Source organism: Bradyrhizobium sp. BR14999, assembly GCF_056106085.1.
Genome location: NZ_CM148536.1, coordinates 2461525 through 2477913 on the forward strand (window position 1 = coordinate 2461525; position 16389 = coordinate 2477913).

Genomic DNA, 16389 nt, shown 5'->3' on the forward strand with positions numbered 1-16389 from the left:
TGGAAAGTTTGGGAAACCGGCCGCGAACATGCTGTGATGGCGGTGATGACGAGGGCGGTTGCGGAGCTTCCCGACGATGTTGATGCCCTCAAGGCGATCATCGTCGCCATGGCTGACCAGAGGGCGCTGCTGGAGGCACGCAACAGTCATCTCGAAGTGGCGAACAAGACGGCCGACGAGCGGATCGCGACGCTGACGGCGATCGTGAGGATGCTGGAGCGGTCGCGCTACGGCACTCGCTCGGAGCGCCTGCGCGGCGCGACATTGAGCGAGGCGCAGCACGCCTTCGTGTTCGACGAAATAAAGACCGGGATGGCAGCGATCGAAGCCGAGCTCGAAAGCGCCGTTCAGAACAAGCCGAAACGTGCGCCGCGTCCGCGGAAGGGCTTCGCGGCTCATCTGGAGCGAGTTGAGATTGTCATCGAACCTGAGAGTCCCGCAGGCTGCGAAGGGCTGGAGAAGGTTCTGATCGGCGAGGACGTGTCGGAGCGTCTGGACGTGATGCCGGCGAAGTTCCGCCTGATCGTCACGCGCCGCCCGAAATACGCCTACAGGAATCGCGACGGCGTGATCCAGGCGCCGGCGCCACCCCATATCATCGAGAGCGGCATCCCCACCGAGGCGCTGCTGGCCCAGATCGCCGTCGCCAAATATGCCGATGGTCTGCCGCTCTATCGGCAGGAGGCCATCTATGCGCGGGACAAGGTCGAGCTGGACCGTTCGCTGATGGCGCAGTGGATGGGCAAGGTTGGCTTCGAACTGCAGCCTCTGGCCGACTACGTTCTGGAGAAGATCAAACAGGGCGAACGAATCTTTGCCGATGAGACCACGTTGCCGACGTTGGCTCCCGGTTCCGGCAAGACCCAAAAGGCCTGGTTATGGGCCTATGCTCGGGACGACAGACCCTTCGGCGGCGCAGATCCGCCAATGGTGGCCTATCGCTTCGAAGACAGCCGAAGCGGTGATTGTGTCGCGCGTCATCTGGCAGGCTTTGGCGGCCTGCTGCAGGTGGACGGTTATGCGGCCTACAACCGGCTCGCCAAAGGCGCCGGCGCCAATGATGGCGTGACCCTGGCCGCCTGTTTTGCCCATGTCAGGAGGCGGTTCTACGAACTGCATGTGAACGAAAGCTCGCACCTGGCGACGCAGACGATCACGACTATGGCGGCGCTCTGGAAGGTCGAAGAGGACATCCGCGGCAAGGATCCTGCAACACGGGTGAAGGCCCGCCAGGAAAAGTCCGCCGCCATTGTCGCGAGGCTGTTCGAGCTGTGGGAAGCGGAACTGCCGCGCCTGTCGAGGAAATCAAAACTCGCCGAGGCAATCCGTTACGCTATCTCCAGGCGGGCTGCGCTCGAGCGCTTCCTGAGCGATGGGCGTGTCGAAATCGATTCCAACATTGTCGAACGCGCCATCCGACCGCAAATAATTACTCGGAAGAATGCATTGTTCGCAGGATCCGCTGGCGGTGGTCGGACCTGGGCGACCGTCGCCACACTTTTGCAGACCGCAAAAATGAACGAGGTCGATCCACAGGCCTGGCTCAGGCAGACTCTTGAGCGCATCGCTCAAGGCTGGCCGATCTCGAACATCGACCAGCTCATGCCGTGGAGCTTCAAATCCTGAACGGCCTCAGCTGGCCTGCCCCATCGATCGCCGGCGACGAAGATCATATCATGACCCTGGCGTCGGCCGCTGACCGCATCCATCAGTTCGGTGGCAGCGCCTCCGGAATCTCCTGCGCCTCGCTCGCGTCGGCAAAGACCTCATCGCGGATCACGCGCAATGTCACTTGATGAAGATAGGCTTGCAGGGCCTGGTCAAGCTCGGAGAACTCCGGCCACAGAACCTGATCGAGGAACCGTTTGGGTGCGCGAACCATGACCGTGTTGCGCCGCTGCCGATAATAGCGATAGGGCTTCATGCCGTAACGCCGGCACAAGGCGAGAAACAGATGGCGCGACCATTGATCCGGCATCGAGAACTGCATCTCAATTGACGGATCTTGCCGACCAAGTTCCGTCAAACGCTCCCGCACACGCTGTAGCGCCGCTTCCGCCGCGAGCCGCTCGCCGGCCGTTCCGGCCCCCGCGAAAAGAGCCTCGATCTTCCGCAACTTCTCGCGCAACTGGGACTCGATAGACATCGGCAGGGCTCGCGGTTGAGTCTAAAAAACCCACCATTCGGCCATATCGGCGTCAATCTCCGGGGCATCGATATCCACGCCAAAAGATCGCTATCCCCAAACGGCTTCAGCTCGACGCTTACAATGTAGTGTGAAAGGCAGACGGAGCTCTTTGCTTCAAACCGAGAAAGTATCCGAAAAGACAGAATGGTTTCGCGCATTACCTGCCATGGTCCAATTTTTGCAAACCTTCCTGCAAGATGCCAACGTTGCTTATCTCATCATGTTTTAGGGAGCTCGCTTGCCTCTTCATAGGTTAGATGGAAACAGTGTTACTGGTCCGACCTCCGCGCCGAATCTGGCGCTGTGTCCATTTCACGACGATAAGTCGCACGCGCGACTTGGCGAACGGAAGACTGTTGTACTGACCGGTGCCTCGCGCGGCATTGGTCACGCTACAGGTAGATTATTCTCCGAAGCCGGTTGGCGAATTATCTCCTGCTCTCGACAGCCTTTCGATAGCAGTCGATGTCCATGGGATTCCGGAATCAACAATCACGTGCAGGTGGAACTAAGCGATCATGCCGCATTGCCGCGGGCGATTACCGAGATCAGAGCGCGACTCGACGGAGACCCGCTTCACGCCCTAGTCAACAATGCTGGGATTTCTCCCAAGGCACCAGACGGCAGTCGGCTGAGTTCGCTAACAACATCTGTCGAAACGTGGATGAGGGTGTTTCACGTCAATTTGGTCGCTCCGATTTTACTTGCCCAAGGTCTATTCGAAGAATTGAAAGTGGCATCCGGCTCGATCGTCAATGTCACCTCAATCGTTGGCACTCGTGTGCATCCTTTCGCAGGAACTGCTTATGCGACCTCCAAGGCGGCGCTGGCCTGCCTCACGCGCGAGATGGCGCATGACTACGCTCCGTATGGTATTCGGGTCAACGCGATCGCGCCGGGCGAGATCAAGACCGACATTCTGTCACCTGAAACTGAAGCGAAGTTGGCGCCGGTCATACCGCTACACCGTGTCGGCACTCCGGACGAAGTCGCGAAGGTTATTTTTTTCCTTTGCTCGAGCGCCGCGAGTTACGTCACAGGTGCGGAAGTGCCGATCAATGGCGGACAACACGTTTGATACTGCCGGAGTGGCTAGTGGCGGGTTGCTGCGCTAATCAAGACAAGATGTCGGTGTCCGTCGTGCAATGTCAACTCTAGTGTTGCAAACTGGCCAAGTACGAAGGCGACAAGAGGTTTACGGTAGGCCGATAACGTGAATGTGGCCTTCCAGCGTAGCGCAGCACGAAGCAGGGAAAGTCTAGTCTCGTCGGACATTCCTTTCCGAAGGTGACAGCTGGCGCTGCGAGCAGACCCGCCGAGCCAAGCCAGCAGCCCCGCGAATGGCCGCTCGCAGATCGACGACACGCGGAAGACATTTGTCGCCGAATTCGAGCGCTGATGATGGGACAGGCACAGGTGCAAGTGCTGTATCGCTGGCGACGACCGGGAAAGTCGGTGTCGAGAGTTCTAGTCTCTGCGTGTGGCATGAGGCTTGAAGGGAGATGTCGAACGTACCGCCCAACCCTAGGAGTCGCAATCCATGGCCTACAAGATCGTCGCCTCGCAATGCTCGGTTTGCGGTGCATGTGAGTTCGAGTGTCCGAACGGCGCGATCAGCCTAAAGCGCGACATCTATGTGATCGATCCGGAAAAGTGCACAGAGTGCGAGGGGCATTGCGATTCGCCGCAATGCGCGATCGTCTGTCCGATCGAGGGCACATGCGTTCCTGCCTGACAATGCCGAGCAAGATTCTGGCGCCGATGGGTTCAATCGGTCGATCGTCGGCGCGCGTCCACCGGAGCGGCGTGATCAATCTTGAAATTGCGTGGCGTCGTCACTGTAGCCAGATCGCGTGGTCGAAGTAGGACGCGATACGTCGGTTGACAAGCGGAGTAATGGATAGCCAGGGCTCACAAAAAGTCGAGCGGAGGAAGCGGTTTCGATGTCGATCGATCGTTAGCCCTGATGCACCACAAGAAGGTCCTGAAGGAACGAAAGCTGCCAGAGAAGAAGTGAGCTCGCCAAGGTGCTAGCAATGGCAGCTGGAGGGCTATTGCCGCTCGCTGATGATGACCGTGTCCAGGTGCGCGTCCATTCCGAGATCGGAAGTTCGGCAGATCCATTGCTTGGTGACACTGAGATCGAAGGCCTCGGTCGTCTCGCCTCGGCACGACCGATTGAGATCCGGAAGACCGACGAGAAAGCTGCTATTACTCTGCGCGACGTCGCGATGCTGGCGATAAGTCCTGTGAAATCACGGTGGAAGCAGTCTTCAGACGGGGGTTTATGGCCCGGACCCTCATACGCTGAGCCCGCGTGAAGCTTATGGCAATTGGGAGGGCATCCGAGAGTATCCCGAGCTGGGACTGCACCATCCGAAACTGCGCAAGGAACTCCTCAATCGAACCTAGGTGGAATCAGAACGGGGGGCGGTTGGGAAAGACTGGTGCACCCAACGCTGTCCTGACGGCTCCGCAAACAGAATTGAAGGAGATTGGATTGCTGGTGTACCCGTGTGCACCTCGTTCAAGCCCAGTCTGCACCAGAGGATCGGATTTCCGCTCCGCTACGAGCAGGATCTTGGTGCGCACGAATACCCTGGCGAGCTCTCCCACGACTGCCTCTCCTCGGTCGCGCAGAATAGCAATGCCGACTAGGATTACGTCGGGAGTCTTAATTGGCGACGTCATGGCCTCATCCACATTGGCAAAAGCATGTGTCTGGTACCCTTCACGTAGGATGTAATCGAGCGCGGAACGCACGACCTGATCAGGTTCGATCAGGAAAATGGTCGGACGCTCGCTACTCGTATAAGCCTCGGTGTCGAACAGCATAATTGCCTCCGTGCATTGATCGGAACGCATCAAGCAAGCTCCGTACCGTCGCCTCTCCAGCTGTGTGCGGACGAAAGCTGTCGTTTTCGGAGGAGGTAAAGCAAAGCATTGCCTTGTTTCAGACAAGCGAATGCGACCGCTCATGTCGAGAAGTTCCGATGTCGGACTTGCGACAGCACCACCCTCTGAACCGGTATGTATCTACTCTTGCACTGCTATTTGTCTTAGGCGAGCGCTGGCACGCTCGTTGCAAAAGTCGTTGTGCAGGGGCGCGGTTGTCGGCCTTTGTAGCTCACCGAGCTGCGAATGCGGCGAGCCGAGTGATGGGATTACGAGAGAGCGCAGACGCAGATCGTCAATCGATTGATGGAGAACAACATGGCTTCGCTGAGACAAATCGCGTTTTACGGCAAGGGTGGTATCGGAAAATCCACGACGTCACAGAACACGCTGGCAGCTCTTGCCGAGATGGGCCACAAAATCCTGATCGTCGGCTGTGATCCGAAGGCCGACTCGACCCGCTTGATCCTGCATGCCAAGGCCCAGGACACGATCTTGAGTCTCGCGGCCGACGCCGGCAGCGTCGAGGACCTCGAGATCGAGGATGTCTTGAAGGTGGGCTATAAGGATATTCGCTGCGTTGAATCCGGTGGTCCGGAGCCGGGCGTCGGGTGCGCCGGCAGGGGCGTCATTACATCGATTAACTTCTTGGAAGAAAACGGCGCCTACGAGGACATTGATTACGTATCCTACGACGTGCTCGGCGACGTCGTCTGCGGCGGCTTTGCGATGCCGATACGGGAGAATAAGGCGCAAGAGATCTACATCGTCATGTCCGGCGAGATGATGGCGATGTACGCCGCCAATAACATCTCAAAAGGCATTTTGAAATATGCCAACTCCGGTGGCGTGCGGCTCGGCGGCTTGATTTGCAACGAGCGGCAGACCGACAAGGAGCTGGAGCTGGCGGAGGCGCTGGCCAAGAAGCTCGGCACTCAGCTAATCTACTTTGTTCCCCGGGACAACGTCGTCCAGCACGCCGAACTACGCCGAATGACGGTGCTGGAATATGCGCCGGACTCCAAGCAGGCGGAACACTATCGCAACCTCGCGACCAAAATCCACAACAACGGCGGCAAGGGTATCATCCCGACGCCGATCAGCATGGACGAACTTGAGGACATGCTGATGGAGCACGGGATCATGAAGCCGATCGACGAAAGCCAGGTCGGCAAGACTGCTTCCGAACTCGCCGCCGTTTCGGCCTGAACCGATACCTCACATTCAGCACAAGAAAGCGTCGGTCCAAAGGCGCAGAGAGCAATAAGGACATTCGCATGAGTCTGGCATCCACCCAGAGCGTTGCAGAGATCAAGGCCCGCAACAAGGAATTGATCGACGAGGTCTTGAAGGTCTACCCCGAGAAGACCGCTAAACGGCGTGCCAAGCACCTTAATGTCCACGAGGCTGGCAAGCCTGACTGCGGTGTTAAATCGAATCTCAAATCGATCCCTGGTGTAATGACCATCCGAGGCTGCGCCTACGCCGGCTCGAAAGGGGTCGTGTGGGGTCCGATCAAGGACATGATCCACATTAGCCACGGCCCGGTCGGTTGTGGCCAGTATTCCTGGGGATCGCGACGCAACTATTATGTCGGCACCACCGGCATCGATGCCTTCGGGACCATGCAGTTCACTTCCGACTTCCAGGAGAAGGATATTGTCTTCGGCGGCGATAAGAAGCTCGCCAAGGTGATTGACGAGATCCAGGGCTTGTTTCCGCTCAACCGCGGAATCACCGTCCAGTCGGAATGTCCGATCGGCCTCATAGGCGATGACATAGAAGCAGTGTCGAGGGCAAAGTCGAAGGAATATGATGGCAAGACAATCGTGCCGGTGCGCTGCGAAGGGTTCCGCGGCGTATCGCAGTCGCTTGGCCACCACATCGCCAATGACGCTGTACGCGACTGGATTTTCGACAAGATCAGCCCGGAAACCGAGCGGCGGTTCGAATCCACGCCCTATGACGTTGCCATCATCGGCGACTACAACATCGGTGGCGACGCCTGGTCATCTCGCATCCTACTGGAGGAGATGGGCCTGCGCGTGATTGCGCAGTGGTCGGGCGATGGCAGCCTCGCCGAGCTTGAAGCGACGCCGAAAGCGAAGCTGAATATCCTGCACTGCTATCGCTCAATGAATTACATCTCTCGCCATATGGAGGAAAAGTTCGGAATTCCCTGGTGCGAATATAACTTCTTCGGCCCATCCAAGATCGCGGAGTCGCTGCGTAAGATCGCGAGCTTCTTCGATGAGAAGATTAGCGAAGGGGCCGAGCGAGTCATAGTTAAATACCAGCCTTTGGTCGATGCTGTCATCGCCAAGTACCGGCCACGTCTAGAAGGCAAGTCCGTGATGCTCTTCGTTGGTGGTTTGCGACCTCGGCACGTGATTGGCGCGTATGAAGATCTCGGTATGGAGGTTATCGGGACCGGCTACGAATTCGGTCACAACGACGATTATCAGCGTACGGCCCAGCATTACGTCAAGGACGGCACATTAATATACGACGACGTCACTGGCTACGAATTCGAGCGCTTCGTCGAGAAGATCCAGCCCGATCTCGTTGGTTCTGGCATTAAGGAGAAGTACGTCTTCCAGAAGATGGGCGTGCCGTTCCGGCAGATGCACTCCTGGGACTATTCGGGCCCCTATCATGGCTATGATGGGTTCGCGATCTTCGCCCGCGACATGGATATGGCAGTCAATTCTCCGGTCTGGAAGAAGACCAGGCCGCCGTGGAAGGACGCTCCGCGGCCGAGCCTGATGGCGGCGGAATAAACGAGCAGGGCCAGACGATCGAACACGAATCCAATAAGGACGCCACGATGACACAGAATGCCGAAAACGTGCTCGATCATCTCGAGCTGTTCCGAGGCCCGGAATACCAGCAAATGCTGGCGAACAAACGGGCGCTCTTCGAGAATGCGCATGATCCTGCGGAGGTCGAACGTATCCGCGAATGGGCCAAAACACCCGAATATCGCGAGAAGAACTTCGCGCGCGAGGAGCTGACCATCAATCCGGCCAAGGCTTGCCAGCCGTTGGGTGCCGTGTTTGCTTCCGTCGGTTTCGAGAGCACGTTGCCTTTCGTGCACGGCTCACAGGGCTGCGTCGCCTATTATCGAAGCCACCTGTCGCGCCACTTCAAGGAGCCGACCTCCTGCGTTTCCTCGTCAATGACCGAAGATGCAGCTGTATTCGGCGGTCTCAATAACATGATCGACGGGCTCGCCAACAGCTACAATATGTACAAGCCGAAGATGATTGCGGTCTCGACCACCTGCATGGCGGAAGTAATCGGCGATGATCTCAACGCCTTCATCAAGACGTCAAAGGAAAAAGGCTCGGTTCCCGCCGAGTTTGACGTTCCCTTCGCCCACACGCCCGCCTTCGTCGGCAGCCATGTCACGGGCTATGACAACGCCCTAAAAGGCATCATCGAGCATTTCTGGGACGGCAAAGCGGGTTCTGAGCCAAAGCTCGAGCGCCAACCGAACGAAAGTATCAACTTCATTGGCGGCTTCGACGGCTACACCGTAGGCAACATCCGTGAGATAAAGCGCATTTTCGAATTGATGGGCGTCGAGTACACGATTCTCGCTGATAACAGTGACGTGTTCGACACGCCGACGGACGGTGAGTTTCGAATGTATGATGGAGGGACAACGCTGGCGGACGCCGCAAATGCCATCCACGCCAAGGCGACCATCTCAATGCAGCAGTCTTGTACAGAGAAAACGCTAGCTTTCATCGAGAGTCATGGCCAACAGGTCGTTTCGTTTAATCATCCGGTCGGCGTCAGCGCGACCGACGACTTTCTGATGACGCTGTCGCGCATTACGGGCAAAACAATCCCGAAGGTCCTAGAACAGGAGCGGGGCCGTCTCGTCGATGCCATGGCCGACTCCAGTGCGCACATTCACGGTAAAAAGTTCGCAATCTATGGCGATCCCGACCTCTGCTATGGCCTAGCGGCCTTCCTGCTCGAGCTCGGCGCCGAACCCACCCACGTCCTGTCAACCAACGGCAACAAGGCGTGGGAAGACAAGATGCAGGCGTTGTTTGCCAATTCGCAGTTCGGCAAGGACTGCCATGCCTATCCGGGGAAAGACCTTTGGCACATGCGTTCGCTGCTGTTCACCGAGCCGGTCGATTTTCTGATCGGCAACACCTACGGCAAGTACCTGGAGCGCGACACCGGCACGCCGCTGATCCGCATCGGCTTTCCCGTGTTCGATCGGCACCACCATCACCGCTATCCAGTATGGGGCTATCAGGGCGGCATGAATGTGCTGGTGAAGATACTCGATAAGATATTCGAGGAGATAGACAAGAGCACCAACGTCGTGGGTAAAACCGACTACAGCTTTGACATCATCCGTTAATGCGAGCGTCTCTCCACCTCATCGCCGCATGTCGCAGCCTTGAGGTGGGGATCTACACACCCGCTACCATTCATGCAGACAAAAGGCGTCTGCGGAAGGAGACAACCGTGACTTCGCTGTCAGCCACGATCCAACACGTCTTCAACGAGGCGGACTGCGCCAAGAACGCCAGTAAATCGCAGGCTGAACGAAAGAAAGGCTGCACCAAGCAGCTGCAGCCGGGCGGGGCGGCCGGAGGGTGTTCTTTTGATGGCGCCAAGATTGCTCTGCAGCCATTTACGGATGTCGCTCATCTCGTTCATGGCCCGATCGCGTGCGAAGGCAATTCCTGGGACAATCGCGGCTCTGTCTCCTCAGGGTCTGATCTGTGGCGCAGAAGCTTCACGACGGATATGCATGAGATTGATGTCGTGTTCGGCGGCGAAAAGCGGCTGTACAAGGCCATCAAGGAAATCATCGAGAAGTATGATCCTCCCGCGATCTTCGTGTACCAGACCTGCGTGCCGTCCATGATCGGTGACGATATCAATGCGGTCTGCAAGATCGCGGCAGCGAAATTCGGCAAGCCCGTCATTCCCGTCAACTCGCCGGGCTTTGTTGGTTCGAAAAACCTCGGCAATAAGCTCGCCGGTGAAGCGCTGCTAGAGTACGTGATTGGCACGCAGGAGCCCGATTGCACAACACCCTACGATATCAATCTCATCGGCGAATACAATTTGTCAGGCGAGCTCTGGCAGATCAAGCCGCTGCTGGACGAAATCGGCATCCGCGTCCTGTCCTGCATCTCCGGCGATGGCAAATATCGCGAGGTCGCCTCCTCACATCGTGCGCGCGGGGCCATGCTGGTGTGCTCCAAGGCCATGATTAACGTTGCGAGTAGTATGAAAGAGCGCTTCGGTATCCCCTTCTTCGAAGGATCATTCTACGGCATCCAGGACACGAGCGAGGCTCTGCGAACCATCGCGCGTATGCTGATCGAGCGCGGTGCGCCGCCCCAGTTAATGGAGCGCACTGAGGCAGCAATCGCTCGTGAGGAAGCGAAGGCTTGGGCGGCGATCGAGCGCTTCAAGCCGCGGTTTGCCGGCAAGAAGGTGCTGCTCGTCACCGGGGGCGTGAAGTCATGGTCGGTGGTCGCGGCTCTGCAGGAAGCAGGGCTCGAGATCGTCGGCACTTCTGTCAAGAAATCCACGAGCCAGGACAAGGAGCGCATTCAGAAGTTGATGGGGCATGATGCCCACATGATCGACGATCTTACGCCACTTGAAATGTACAAGATGCTCAGAGAGGCTAAAGCGGACATCATGCTCTCGGGCGGCAAGTCGCAATTTGTCGCTCTGAAAACGGCCATGCCATGGCTCGACATCAATCAAGAGCGCTGCCACGCCTACATGGGCTATGTGGGCATCGTCAAGCTCATGGAAGAGATCGATAAGGCGCTTTACAATCCGATGTGGGATCAGCTCCGTAGGCCAGCGCCGTGGGATGTCGCTGAGGTCAACTGGCAAGCTGAAGCGCTTGGGCAAATGGATGTGCCCGTCGCTCGAGGCGGGCTGAATTCGCTCGGTGCCGAGAAGGCCGCGCGCGGCAAGAAAACCGAGTCGTGCAAAACGGTCGATCCCAGCATCATCAAGGATCGCATTACCGCTCACGGCTCGACCGCTACCGATGCCATCGGCCATGATGCCAAGGCTTCCACCGCCTGTATGCGTCAGACCGTTGACAACATGCCGGCCCAGCCGACGTTCGGACTGCAGGCGGCGGAGTAGGGCGACAAGCAGAGTGCAAGCCATGGCTATCGTTACGTGTTCCGACAAGGCCTGCACGATCAACCCGCTCAAGATGAGCCAACCGATCGGCGGCTCCTTCGCCTTCTTGGGACTTCGGGGGGCGATGCCACTCTTACATGGTCCTCAGGGCTGCACGTCCTTCGGGTTAACCCTGTTTGTCCGACATTTCAAGGAAGCGGTACCGCTGCAGACCACCGCGATGAGCGAGGTGTCGACCGTGCTCGGTGGCTACGAGAATGTCGAGCAGGCAATTCTCAATATCCACAAGCGCGTCAAGCCGGAGATCATCGGCATCAATTCGACAGGTGTCACGGAGACCAAGGGCGACGACGTGGAGGCGTTCATCCGCCTTATTCGGCAGAATCACCCGCATCTCAAAAAGTTGCCGCTCGTCTACGTTTCGACGCCCGATTTCAAGGATGCCTTTCAGGATGGCTGGGAAAAAACTGTAGCCCGAGTGGTCGAAGTGCTTGTTGATCCCGTTGATGTGGCCGCGCCGCGTGATTCCTCGCGCGTTAATGTCCTACCTGGCTGCCACCTCACCCCTGGCGACCTTGACGAGCTACGGACGATCTTTGAGGACTTCGGGCTGAGACCGTCCTTCTTGCCGGATATCTCAGGTTCGCTCGACGGTCACATCCCCGACGAATTCACGCCGACTACGATCGGCGGGATCGGGGTCGACGAGATCGCGACTATGGGGCAGGCGGCCTGGACGATTGCTATCGGAGCGCAGATGAGGCGTGCGGCCGAGGCGATGCAGGCCAGGACTGGCGTGCCGTTCCGGCTATTCGAACGGCTCTGTGGCCTCATTCCCAATGATGAATTTATCACTTTCTTGAGCGAGATCAGCGGCAAGGCGGTGCCGAAAAAATATCGCCGGCAACGTTGCCAGCTCGCGGACGCCATGCTGGATGCGCATTTCCATATCGGAGGTCGAAAGCTCGCCATTGGGGCCGAGCCGGACCTCTTGTTCGATATCTCGAGCATGCTGTACGAGATGGGTGCGCAGGTGACCGCGGCGGTGACGACAACGGCATCTCCGGTGCTCGAACAGGTCAAGGCGCAAGAAGTCGTCATCGGCGATCTCGGAGATTTGGAGGATCTTGCCAAGGCGCGGCAGTGCGACCTGCTGATCTCTCATTCGCACGGCCGGCAAGCGGCCGCACGGTTAGAAATTCCGTTCTACCGCGCCGGCTTTCCGATGTTCGATCGCCTAGGCGCAGGTCACCGGATGAGCGTGGGCTATCGCGGTACGCGCGATCTTATCTTTGATCTCGCGAACCTCATCATTGCTGACCGCGAGGACAACCGCCAGCCCACGCCGACAACGTGGCGGATCGCAGACACCGGTCTGCATGTCGTTCCGCCACAACTAAATTGACGCGAAATAGGAATCAGAGCCGATGAAGGTTGCATTCGCCACCCAGGATCTAAAGCGCGTCGATGCACATTTTGGCTGGGCCAAAAACATCGCCATCTACGACGTCAGGCCGGAAGGGCACCGCTTGATCGAGGCCATCCAGTTCGACGGCGATCTTAAGGAGGACGGCAATGAGGACAAGCTTGCGCCGAAGATCGAGGCCATCAAAGACTGCGCCATCCTCTACGTTGCCGCGATCGGCGGCTCTGGTGCCGCACGTGTCGTGGCAAACAATATCCATCCGATGAAAGTGACCCAACCCGAAGCGATCGACGATCTCTGTATCAAGCTCGAAGGTGTGTTGAAAGGCTCGCCGCCACCCTGGTTGCGCAAGGTGCTGGCCAAAGGCCAGGATCGCTCGTTTGATTTCGAGGACTGAGGGAAAACGACTATGAACGAGGCGGGTGAATTGAGTCAAACCGGCCCTGCGGAGGGGGCACCCTTTGTGAAGGAGCTCGTCAAGATCTGGCGCGCCGAGGACGGCCACGGCGCTTGGGAGGGCAAAAGGGACCTCGAGCTGCTCGAGCCCTATATTCTCGACAGGGAGAAGCGCCGCGCCTTGCCGATTGTGGGCGATCCCGATCCGGACACGATCTGGCGATTGGAATTGTTCTTCAACGCTGTTGCGATATCCATCGAGAAGGCTACCGGCGTCATGATTTCGCCGATGCTGAAAATGCACCACGAAGGCTTTGGCCGCATAGTGCTGATAGGCGGTCGACTGATTGTCGTAAATAAGCAGCTGCGCGACGTGCATCGTTTCGGTTTTGACAATCTCTCAAAGCTCGTTACGGAAGCTGACAGACATGTCGACAGCGGAATCGAGATGATACGAAAGTTCCCGGAAGTTGCAAACTACTGAGGTGATGGATGAGCAACCTGGAAGCACTGAAAGCCGAGATCAAGAAGCTCTCGGCCAAGGCTACTCAGGCAAAGATGGATCTCCACGACCTGGCTGAGGAACTGCCCGCAAACTGGACGTCGATCCTTAGCGTTGCCCAACAGGTTCACGATGCCTTCGACGAGCTCGAGCGCAAGCGAGAGGATCTCAAGGCGCAGGAACAAGAATACGGATCGTGACATGTCATTTGCAACGCGCGACGGTCGCAATTGGACGCCCGAGTATCTGATTTCCATCGACCCCAAGAAGTGCATTGGCTGTGGCCGTTGCTACAAAGTATGCGGGCGCGAAGTCATGATGCTGAAGGGCCTCAATGAGGCCGGCGAGATTATCGATCTAGAAGATGATGATGACGAGATCGAAAAGAAGGTCATGGTGCTGAAGGATCAAGGAGCGTGCATCGGCTGCGGCGCCTGTGCACGGGTGTGCCCGGCCAATTGCCAGACCCACTCTCCAGCCGCTTGAATGTAGCCATCGCGACAGGCGAAGCGATGATCGCTTAGGTTCTTCGGAAGTGGGCCAAGCGCTGTTAGCCCGGAAGGCTCTTAGCGAGAGTACGAGTGACATTTCCTCCTCTCGCCGGCGGCTTGGAATAATTCTAACAAAGGGTAGGAGATCGGCGCTTAGTCCGCGGCGGTTCGGCATGCAGCAGGCAACTCGGCAGTTAGGTACTTAGTGCTAGCTCCGAGGCATTCAACTCTTGCTACTCGATCCCCTGTTCACGGGCCTTCGTCATCGCAGCAATGCGAAACCGTTCGTGGATAGCGAGGCGATTGCCGAGCATATCGGCCTGCGCCTTGTTGAAAGCGGCGAGAACGATCTCCGCTTCCTCGCGCGTTAGCGGGACGCGGCCAGCCATGTGGGTGGCCTCTGGCACCATGGCCCGAATCGCTCGGCGGTATGGGTGATCCTTGACTTCGATGAGCTCGCTAGCTTCAAGCCTGCCCCCAAGCATGATTGCGAGCCCCACAACCTCGAGCTTGCGGCCGTCCTGCGTGGTCTTGATCAGCGTTGCCATTTCTGTTCGGTCTCCAGCGCTGCAAACCAGATATAGCCAGGCGTTCCCAGAGGTGGCGTCAAGGCACGGCCGGAGCTCGAAGCGCGGTGGTCTGTCAGACCGCGCGACAACTCGGTTGAAAGCATGAGGTATCCGGGGGGCAGATCGACAATGGGAGGCTGCGTTGGACCGCAGCACAAAATCGGGCAGCTTTGTCGAGGCCAGCAACTCGAATCCCGTCGCGTCAAACCGACGCCTTTTGGCGCTTCACCCATCTTCGCACCCGCTCCTTGGACGCGGCAGAAATATCGGCCTGGCGAAGCCCGGAGTTGGCGGACATTGTCGTTGTCGGGCCATTCCAACCGTCCTCAGTGATGATTGAAAGACCCGAATCTTCAGCAGCGCATCTTGGATGCAAGAAGACTTCCGCAACTTCCGTCTCGTGCTTGGCTGGCCCCAGCGTAAAGGTCCATGATATCACCGATCTTGGTACGATATCTCGCCAATAAGTCGATGTTGTTGCAGAAAATGAAGTAGCTACCCTTCTGGCTCAAGGCACCATCCAGCACTTTTGCGACATCGGAAAGATAAGCAAAAGAATGCAGGTAGCCGGCGAGCACGGGGATCGTTGCCTCTCCCTCGTTTGCGATAGTCAGTACTTGCTCGAGCGAATAGTCGGGCGGACGCTTCTCGTCGGCAACCTGAGCCTGGAACTTCAGGGCGATATCGCCGCGGAAGCCGAAGCGGCCGGGTTTTGTGGTTTCGCCCTTTAGCACCGCATTTAGTAGACGGCCTTCCTTGTCGAGCCGACCGAGAACGGTGTTGTTAATGGACGTCATGAATCCCCTCGTTTGATGTAGCCGGTGCAGATGTCGCACCGCGTGAAATCGCCTTGGCCTGCATGCAAATTGTTTGCCGCTTCGAAAGTGTGCAGCGAACGCTAGAAAAGCGGCCCTTTGTCTGTGCTTAGACAGACATGTGTTTCCTAGCGCGACAATCGTGGTAGAGCCGTCCCAGGCTGCAAAGCCTTGTGTCGGAAGCCCGACATCCCGTGCAACGCGTTCAGGCGGCAAAAGCCAAGCGCTGTCAGGAGGCGATCCTTGGCATGGGACTTGCCAACATTTTCGCCAAAGAGCGCAGAGGGAAACCGATGATCAACCTGACAGAGAGCGCGCAAAATGCGCTGAAGAGCGCAATCTCCGCGGCAGCGCAGCCAGTGAGCGGCTTGCGGATAATGGTCGAAGGGGGCGGCTGTGCGGGCTTCAAATACACGATGGGACTTGCCGAGGCACCGAAGCCCGACGACACTGTGATCGAGCGGGGCGGCATCAAGCTGTTTATCGACAACGATAGTCACGAGCATCTTGCCGGAACCATGATCGATTTTGTGGTGTCGTTCGATAGCTCAGGTTTCACCTTTGACAATCCAAACGCAAAATCGAACTGCTCATGTGGAAAGTCATTTAGCTAGGGTTGACTTGCGAAGAACACGACAGAGAGCCGACAAATGCTCGTTGAGTCCGAACAATCGAGACAACTGAGAGCCGACGAGCCTTCGGGGCGTGAGCGGATCGTCCGTGCCGTGCTTGACGAAATCCGGCCTAGGCTGAAGGGTGACGGCGGAGATTGCGAGCTTGTCGGGATCCACGGCGATAGGATCATGGTCAAGCTCACAGGTGCGTGTGTTTTCTGCAAGCTCGCAAATGCGACCCTCGAAGGCATTCGGGCGCGATTGATCGAGCGGCTGGGCGAGTTCGTCCGCCTGATCCCGGTCGCGGGTTCTGCCAGAAATGGAAACTAAGGAAGACGAG

At 57.7% G+C, this 16389-nt stretch carries 17 protein-coding genes and 1 pseudogene; 14 read left to right on the forward strand and 4 right to left on the reverse strand.

All coding sequences use genetic code 11. From position 1 onward, the window contains the following. The first annotated feature begins 45 nt into the window (after positions 1-45). Positions 46-1626, forward strand: coding sequence for an IS66 family transposase (gene tnpC / locus ACR9YP_RS11355; RefSeq protein ID WP_474221039.1), 1581 nt, complete (start codon positions 46-48; stop codon positions 1624-1626). A gap of 82 nt (positions 1627-1708) precedes the next feature. On the opposite strand, the gene ACR9YP_RS11360 is transcribed toward tnpC, so the two are convergent. Next, positions 1709-2128 (reverse strand): hypothetical protein, encoded by a 420-nt coding sequence (locus ACR9YP_RS11360; protein ID WP_474219785.1) that lies wholly within the window; start codon positions 2126-2128, stop codon positions 1709-1711. Between the two features lie 355 nt (positions 2129-2483). Between ACR9YP_RS11360 and ACR9YP_RS11365 the strand changes: the two genes are divergently transcribed. Both ACR9YP_RS11365 and ACR9YP_RS11370 read left to right on the forward strand, forming a co-directional pair. Continuing rightward, positions 2484-3266, forward strand: coding sequence for an SDR family NAD(P)-dependent oxidoreductase (locus ACR9YP_RS11365; protein ID WP_474221040.1), 783 nt, complete (start codon positions 2484-2486; stop codon positions 3264-3266). A 462-nt stretch (positions 3267-3728) separates the two neighbouring features. Then, positions 3729-3923, forward strand: coding sequence for a 4Fe-4S binding protein (locus tag ACR9YP_RS11370; protein WP_438102041.1), 195 nt, complete (start codon positions 3729-3731; stop codon positions 3921-3923). Positions 3924-4606: 683 nt separating this feature from the next. Here the strand turns inward: ACR9YP_RS11370 and ACR9YP_RS11375 are convergent. Beyond that, positions 4607-5023, reverse strand: coding sequence for a response regulator (locus ACR9YP_RS11375; protein ID WP_438102038.1), 417 nt, complete (start codon positions 5021-5023; stop codon positions 4607-4609). Positions 5024-5401: 378 nt separating this feature from the next. Here ACR9YP_RS11375 and nifH point away from each other — a divergent pair, with 378 nt between their 5' ends. The 9 genes from nifH (at position 5402) to fdxB (ending at position 14046) form a co-directional block, all read left to right on the forward strand. Beyond that, positions 5402-6292 (forward strand): nitrogenase iron protein, encoded by an 891-nt coding sequence (gene nifH / locus ACR9YP_RS11380; RefSeq protein ID WP_438102037.1) that lies wholly within the window; start codon positions 5402-5404, stop codon positions 6290-6292. 68 nt (positions 6293-6360) lie between these two features. Next, on the forward strand, positions 6361-7863 hold the full coding sequence (nifD, locus tag ACR9YP_RS11385) for a nitrogenase molybdenum-iron protein alpha chain (protein WP_474219786.1): 1503 nt from the start codon (positions 6361-6363) through the stop codon (positions 7861-7863). Positions 7864-7910: 47 nt separating this feature from the next. Then, positions 7911-9470 (forward strand): nitrogenase molybdenum-iron protein subunit beta, encoded by a 1560-nt coding sequence (nifK, locus tag ACR9YP_RS11390; RefSeq protein ID WP_474221041.1) that lies wholly within the window; start codon positions 7911-7913, stop codon positions 9468-9470. Between the two features lie 107 nt (positions 9471-9577). Next, positions 9578-11236: a nitrogenase iron-molybdenum cofactor biosynthesis protein NifE gene (nifE, locus tag ACR9YP_RS11395; RefSeq protein ID WP_438102035.1), complete on the forward strand. Its 1659-nt coding sequence runs from the start codon at positions 9578-9580 to the stop codon at positions 11234-11236. A 22-nt stretch (positions 11237-11258) separates the two neighbouring features. After that, on the forward strand, positions 11259-12641 hold the full coding sequence (gene nifN, locus ACR9YP_RS11400) for a nitrogenase iron-molybdenum cofactor biosynthesis protein NifN (protein ID WP_474219787.1): 1383 nt from the start codon (positions 11259-11261) through the stop codon (positions 12639-12641). A 22-nt stretch (positions 12642-12663) separates the two neighbouring features. Beyond that, a complete protein-coding gene (gene nifX / locus ACR9YP_RS11405; RefSeq protein WP_438102032.1) occupies positions 12664-13059 on the forward strand; it encodes a nitrogen fixation protein NifX in 396 nt (131 codons plus the stop codon). 12 nt (positions 13060-13071) lie between these two features. After that, the gene (locus ACR9YP_RS11410; RefSeq protein ID WP_438102030.1) at positions 13072-13542 is read left to right on the forward strand and encodes a NifX-associated nitrogen fixation protein; all 471 of its coding nucleotides are present in this window, start codon (positions 13072-13074) and stop codon (positions 13540-13542) included. An 8-nt stretch (positions 13543-13550) separates the two neighbouring features. Further along, positions 13551-13760, forward strand: a complete 210-nt coding sequence (locus ACR9YP_RS11415; protein ID WP_474219789.1) for a CCE_0567 family metalloprotein — start codon at positions 13551-13553, stop codon at positions 13758-13760. A 1-nt stretch (position 13761) separates the two neighbouring features. Next, the gene (gene fdxB / locus ACR9YP_RS11420; RefSeq protein ID WP_438102027.1) at positions 13762-14046 is read left to right on the forward strand and encodes a ferredoxin III, nif-specific; all 285 of its coding nucleotides are present in this window, start codon (positions 13762-13764) and stop codon (positions 14044-14046) included. 238 nt (positions 14047-14284) lie between these two features. On the opposite strand, the gene ACR9YP_RS11425 is transcribed toward fdxB, so the two are convergent. Beyond that, a complete protein-coding gene (locus ACR9YP_RS11425; RefSeq protein WP_438102025.1) occupies positions 14285-14599 on the reverse strand; it encodes a hypothetical protein in 315 nt (104 codons plus the stop codon). 452 nt (positions 14600-15051) lie between these two features. Then, positions 15052-15417: pseudogene (locus ACR9YP_RS11430) on the reverse strand (hypothetical protein); the annotation flags it as partial. Between the two features lie 311 nt (positions 15418-15728). Between ACR9YP_RS11430 and ACR9YP_RS11435 the strand changes: the two are divergent. Then, entirely contained in the window at positions 15729-16049 is a 321-nt protein-coding gene (locus tag ACR9YP_RS11435; RefSeq protein ID WP_474221042.1) for a HesB/IscA family protein, read from the forward strand. Positions 16050-16085: 36 nt separating this feature from the next. Next, the gene (locus ACR9YP_RS11440; protein ID WP_474219791.1) at positions 16086-16379 is read left to right on the forward strand and encodes a NifU family protein; all 294 of its coding nucleotides are present in this window, start codon (positions 16086-16088) and stop codon (positions 16377-16379) included. The last annotated feature ends 10 nt before the right edge of the window (positions 16380-16389 follow it).

What these genes read in the sequence shown, in the direction of transcription:
- fdxB (WP_438102027.1), top strand. Translation starts at nt 13,762, where the DNA reads ATGTCATTTGCAACGCGCGACGGTCGCAATTGGACGCCCGAGTATCTG.
- nifD (WP_474219786.1), top strand. Translation starts at nt 6,361, where the DNA reads ATGAGTCTGGCATCCACCCAGAGCGTTGCAGAGATCAAGGCCCGCAAC.
- nifN (WP_474219787.1), top strand. Translation starts at nt 11,259, where the DNA reads ATGGCTATCGTTACGTGTTCCGACAAGGCCTGCACGATCAACCCGCTC.
- tnpC (WP_474221039.1), top strand. Translation starts at nt 46, where the DNA reads ATGACGAGGGCGGTTGCGGAGCTTCCCGACGATGTTGATGCCCTCAAG.
- ACR9YP_RS11435 (WP_474221042.1), top strand. Translation starts at nt 15,729, where the DNA reads ATGATCAACCTGACAGAGAGCGCGCAAAATGCGCTGAAGAGCGCAATC.
- ACR9YP_RS11375 (WP_438102038.1), bottom strand. Translation starts at nt 5,023, where the DNA reads ATGCTGTTCGACACCGAGGCTTATACGAGTAGCGAGCGTCCGACCATT.
- ACR9YP_RS11440 (WP_474219791.1), top strand. Translation starts at nt 16,086, where the DNA reads ATGCTCGTTGAGTCCGAACAATCGAGACAACTGAGAGCCGACGAGCCT.
- ACR9YP_RS11370 (WP_438102041.1), top strand. Translation starts at nt 3,729, where the DNA reads ATGGCCTACAAGATCGTCGCCTCGCAATGCTCGGTTTGCGGTGCATGT.
- nifK (WP_474221041.1), top strand. Translation starts at nt 7,911, where the DNA reads ATGACACAGAATGCCGAAAACGTGCTCGATCATCTCGAGCTGTTCCGA.
- nifX (WP_438102032.1), top strand. Translation starts at nt 12,664, where the DNA reads ATGAAGGTTGCATTCGCCACCCAGGATCTAAAGCGCGTCGATGCACAT.
- ACR9YP_RS11425 (WP_438102025.1), bottom strand. Translation starts at nt 14,599, where the DNA reads ATGGCAACGCTGATCAAGACCACGCAGGACGGCCGCAAGCTCGAGGTT.
- ACR9YP_RS11410 (WP_438102030.1), top strand. Translation starts at nt 13,072, where the DNA reads ATGAACGAGGCGGGTGAATTGAGTCAAACCGGCCCTGCGGAGGGGGCA.
- nifH (WP_438102037.1), top strand. Translation starts at nt 5,402, where the DNA reads ATGGCTTCGCTGAGACAAATCGCGTTTTACGGCAAGGGTGGTATCGGA.
- ACR9YP_RS11415 (WP_474219789.1), top strand. Translation starts at nt 13,551, where the DNA reads ATGAGCAACCTGGAAGCACTGAAAGCCGAGATCAAGAAGCTCTCGGCC.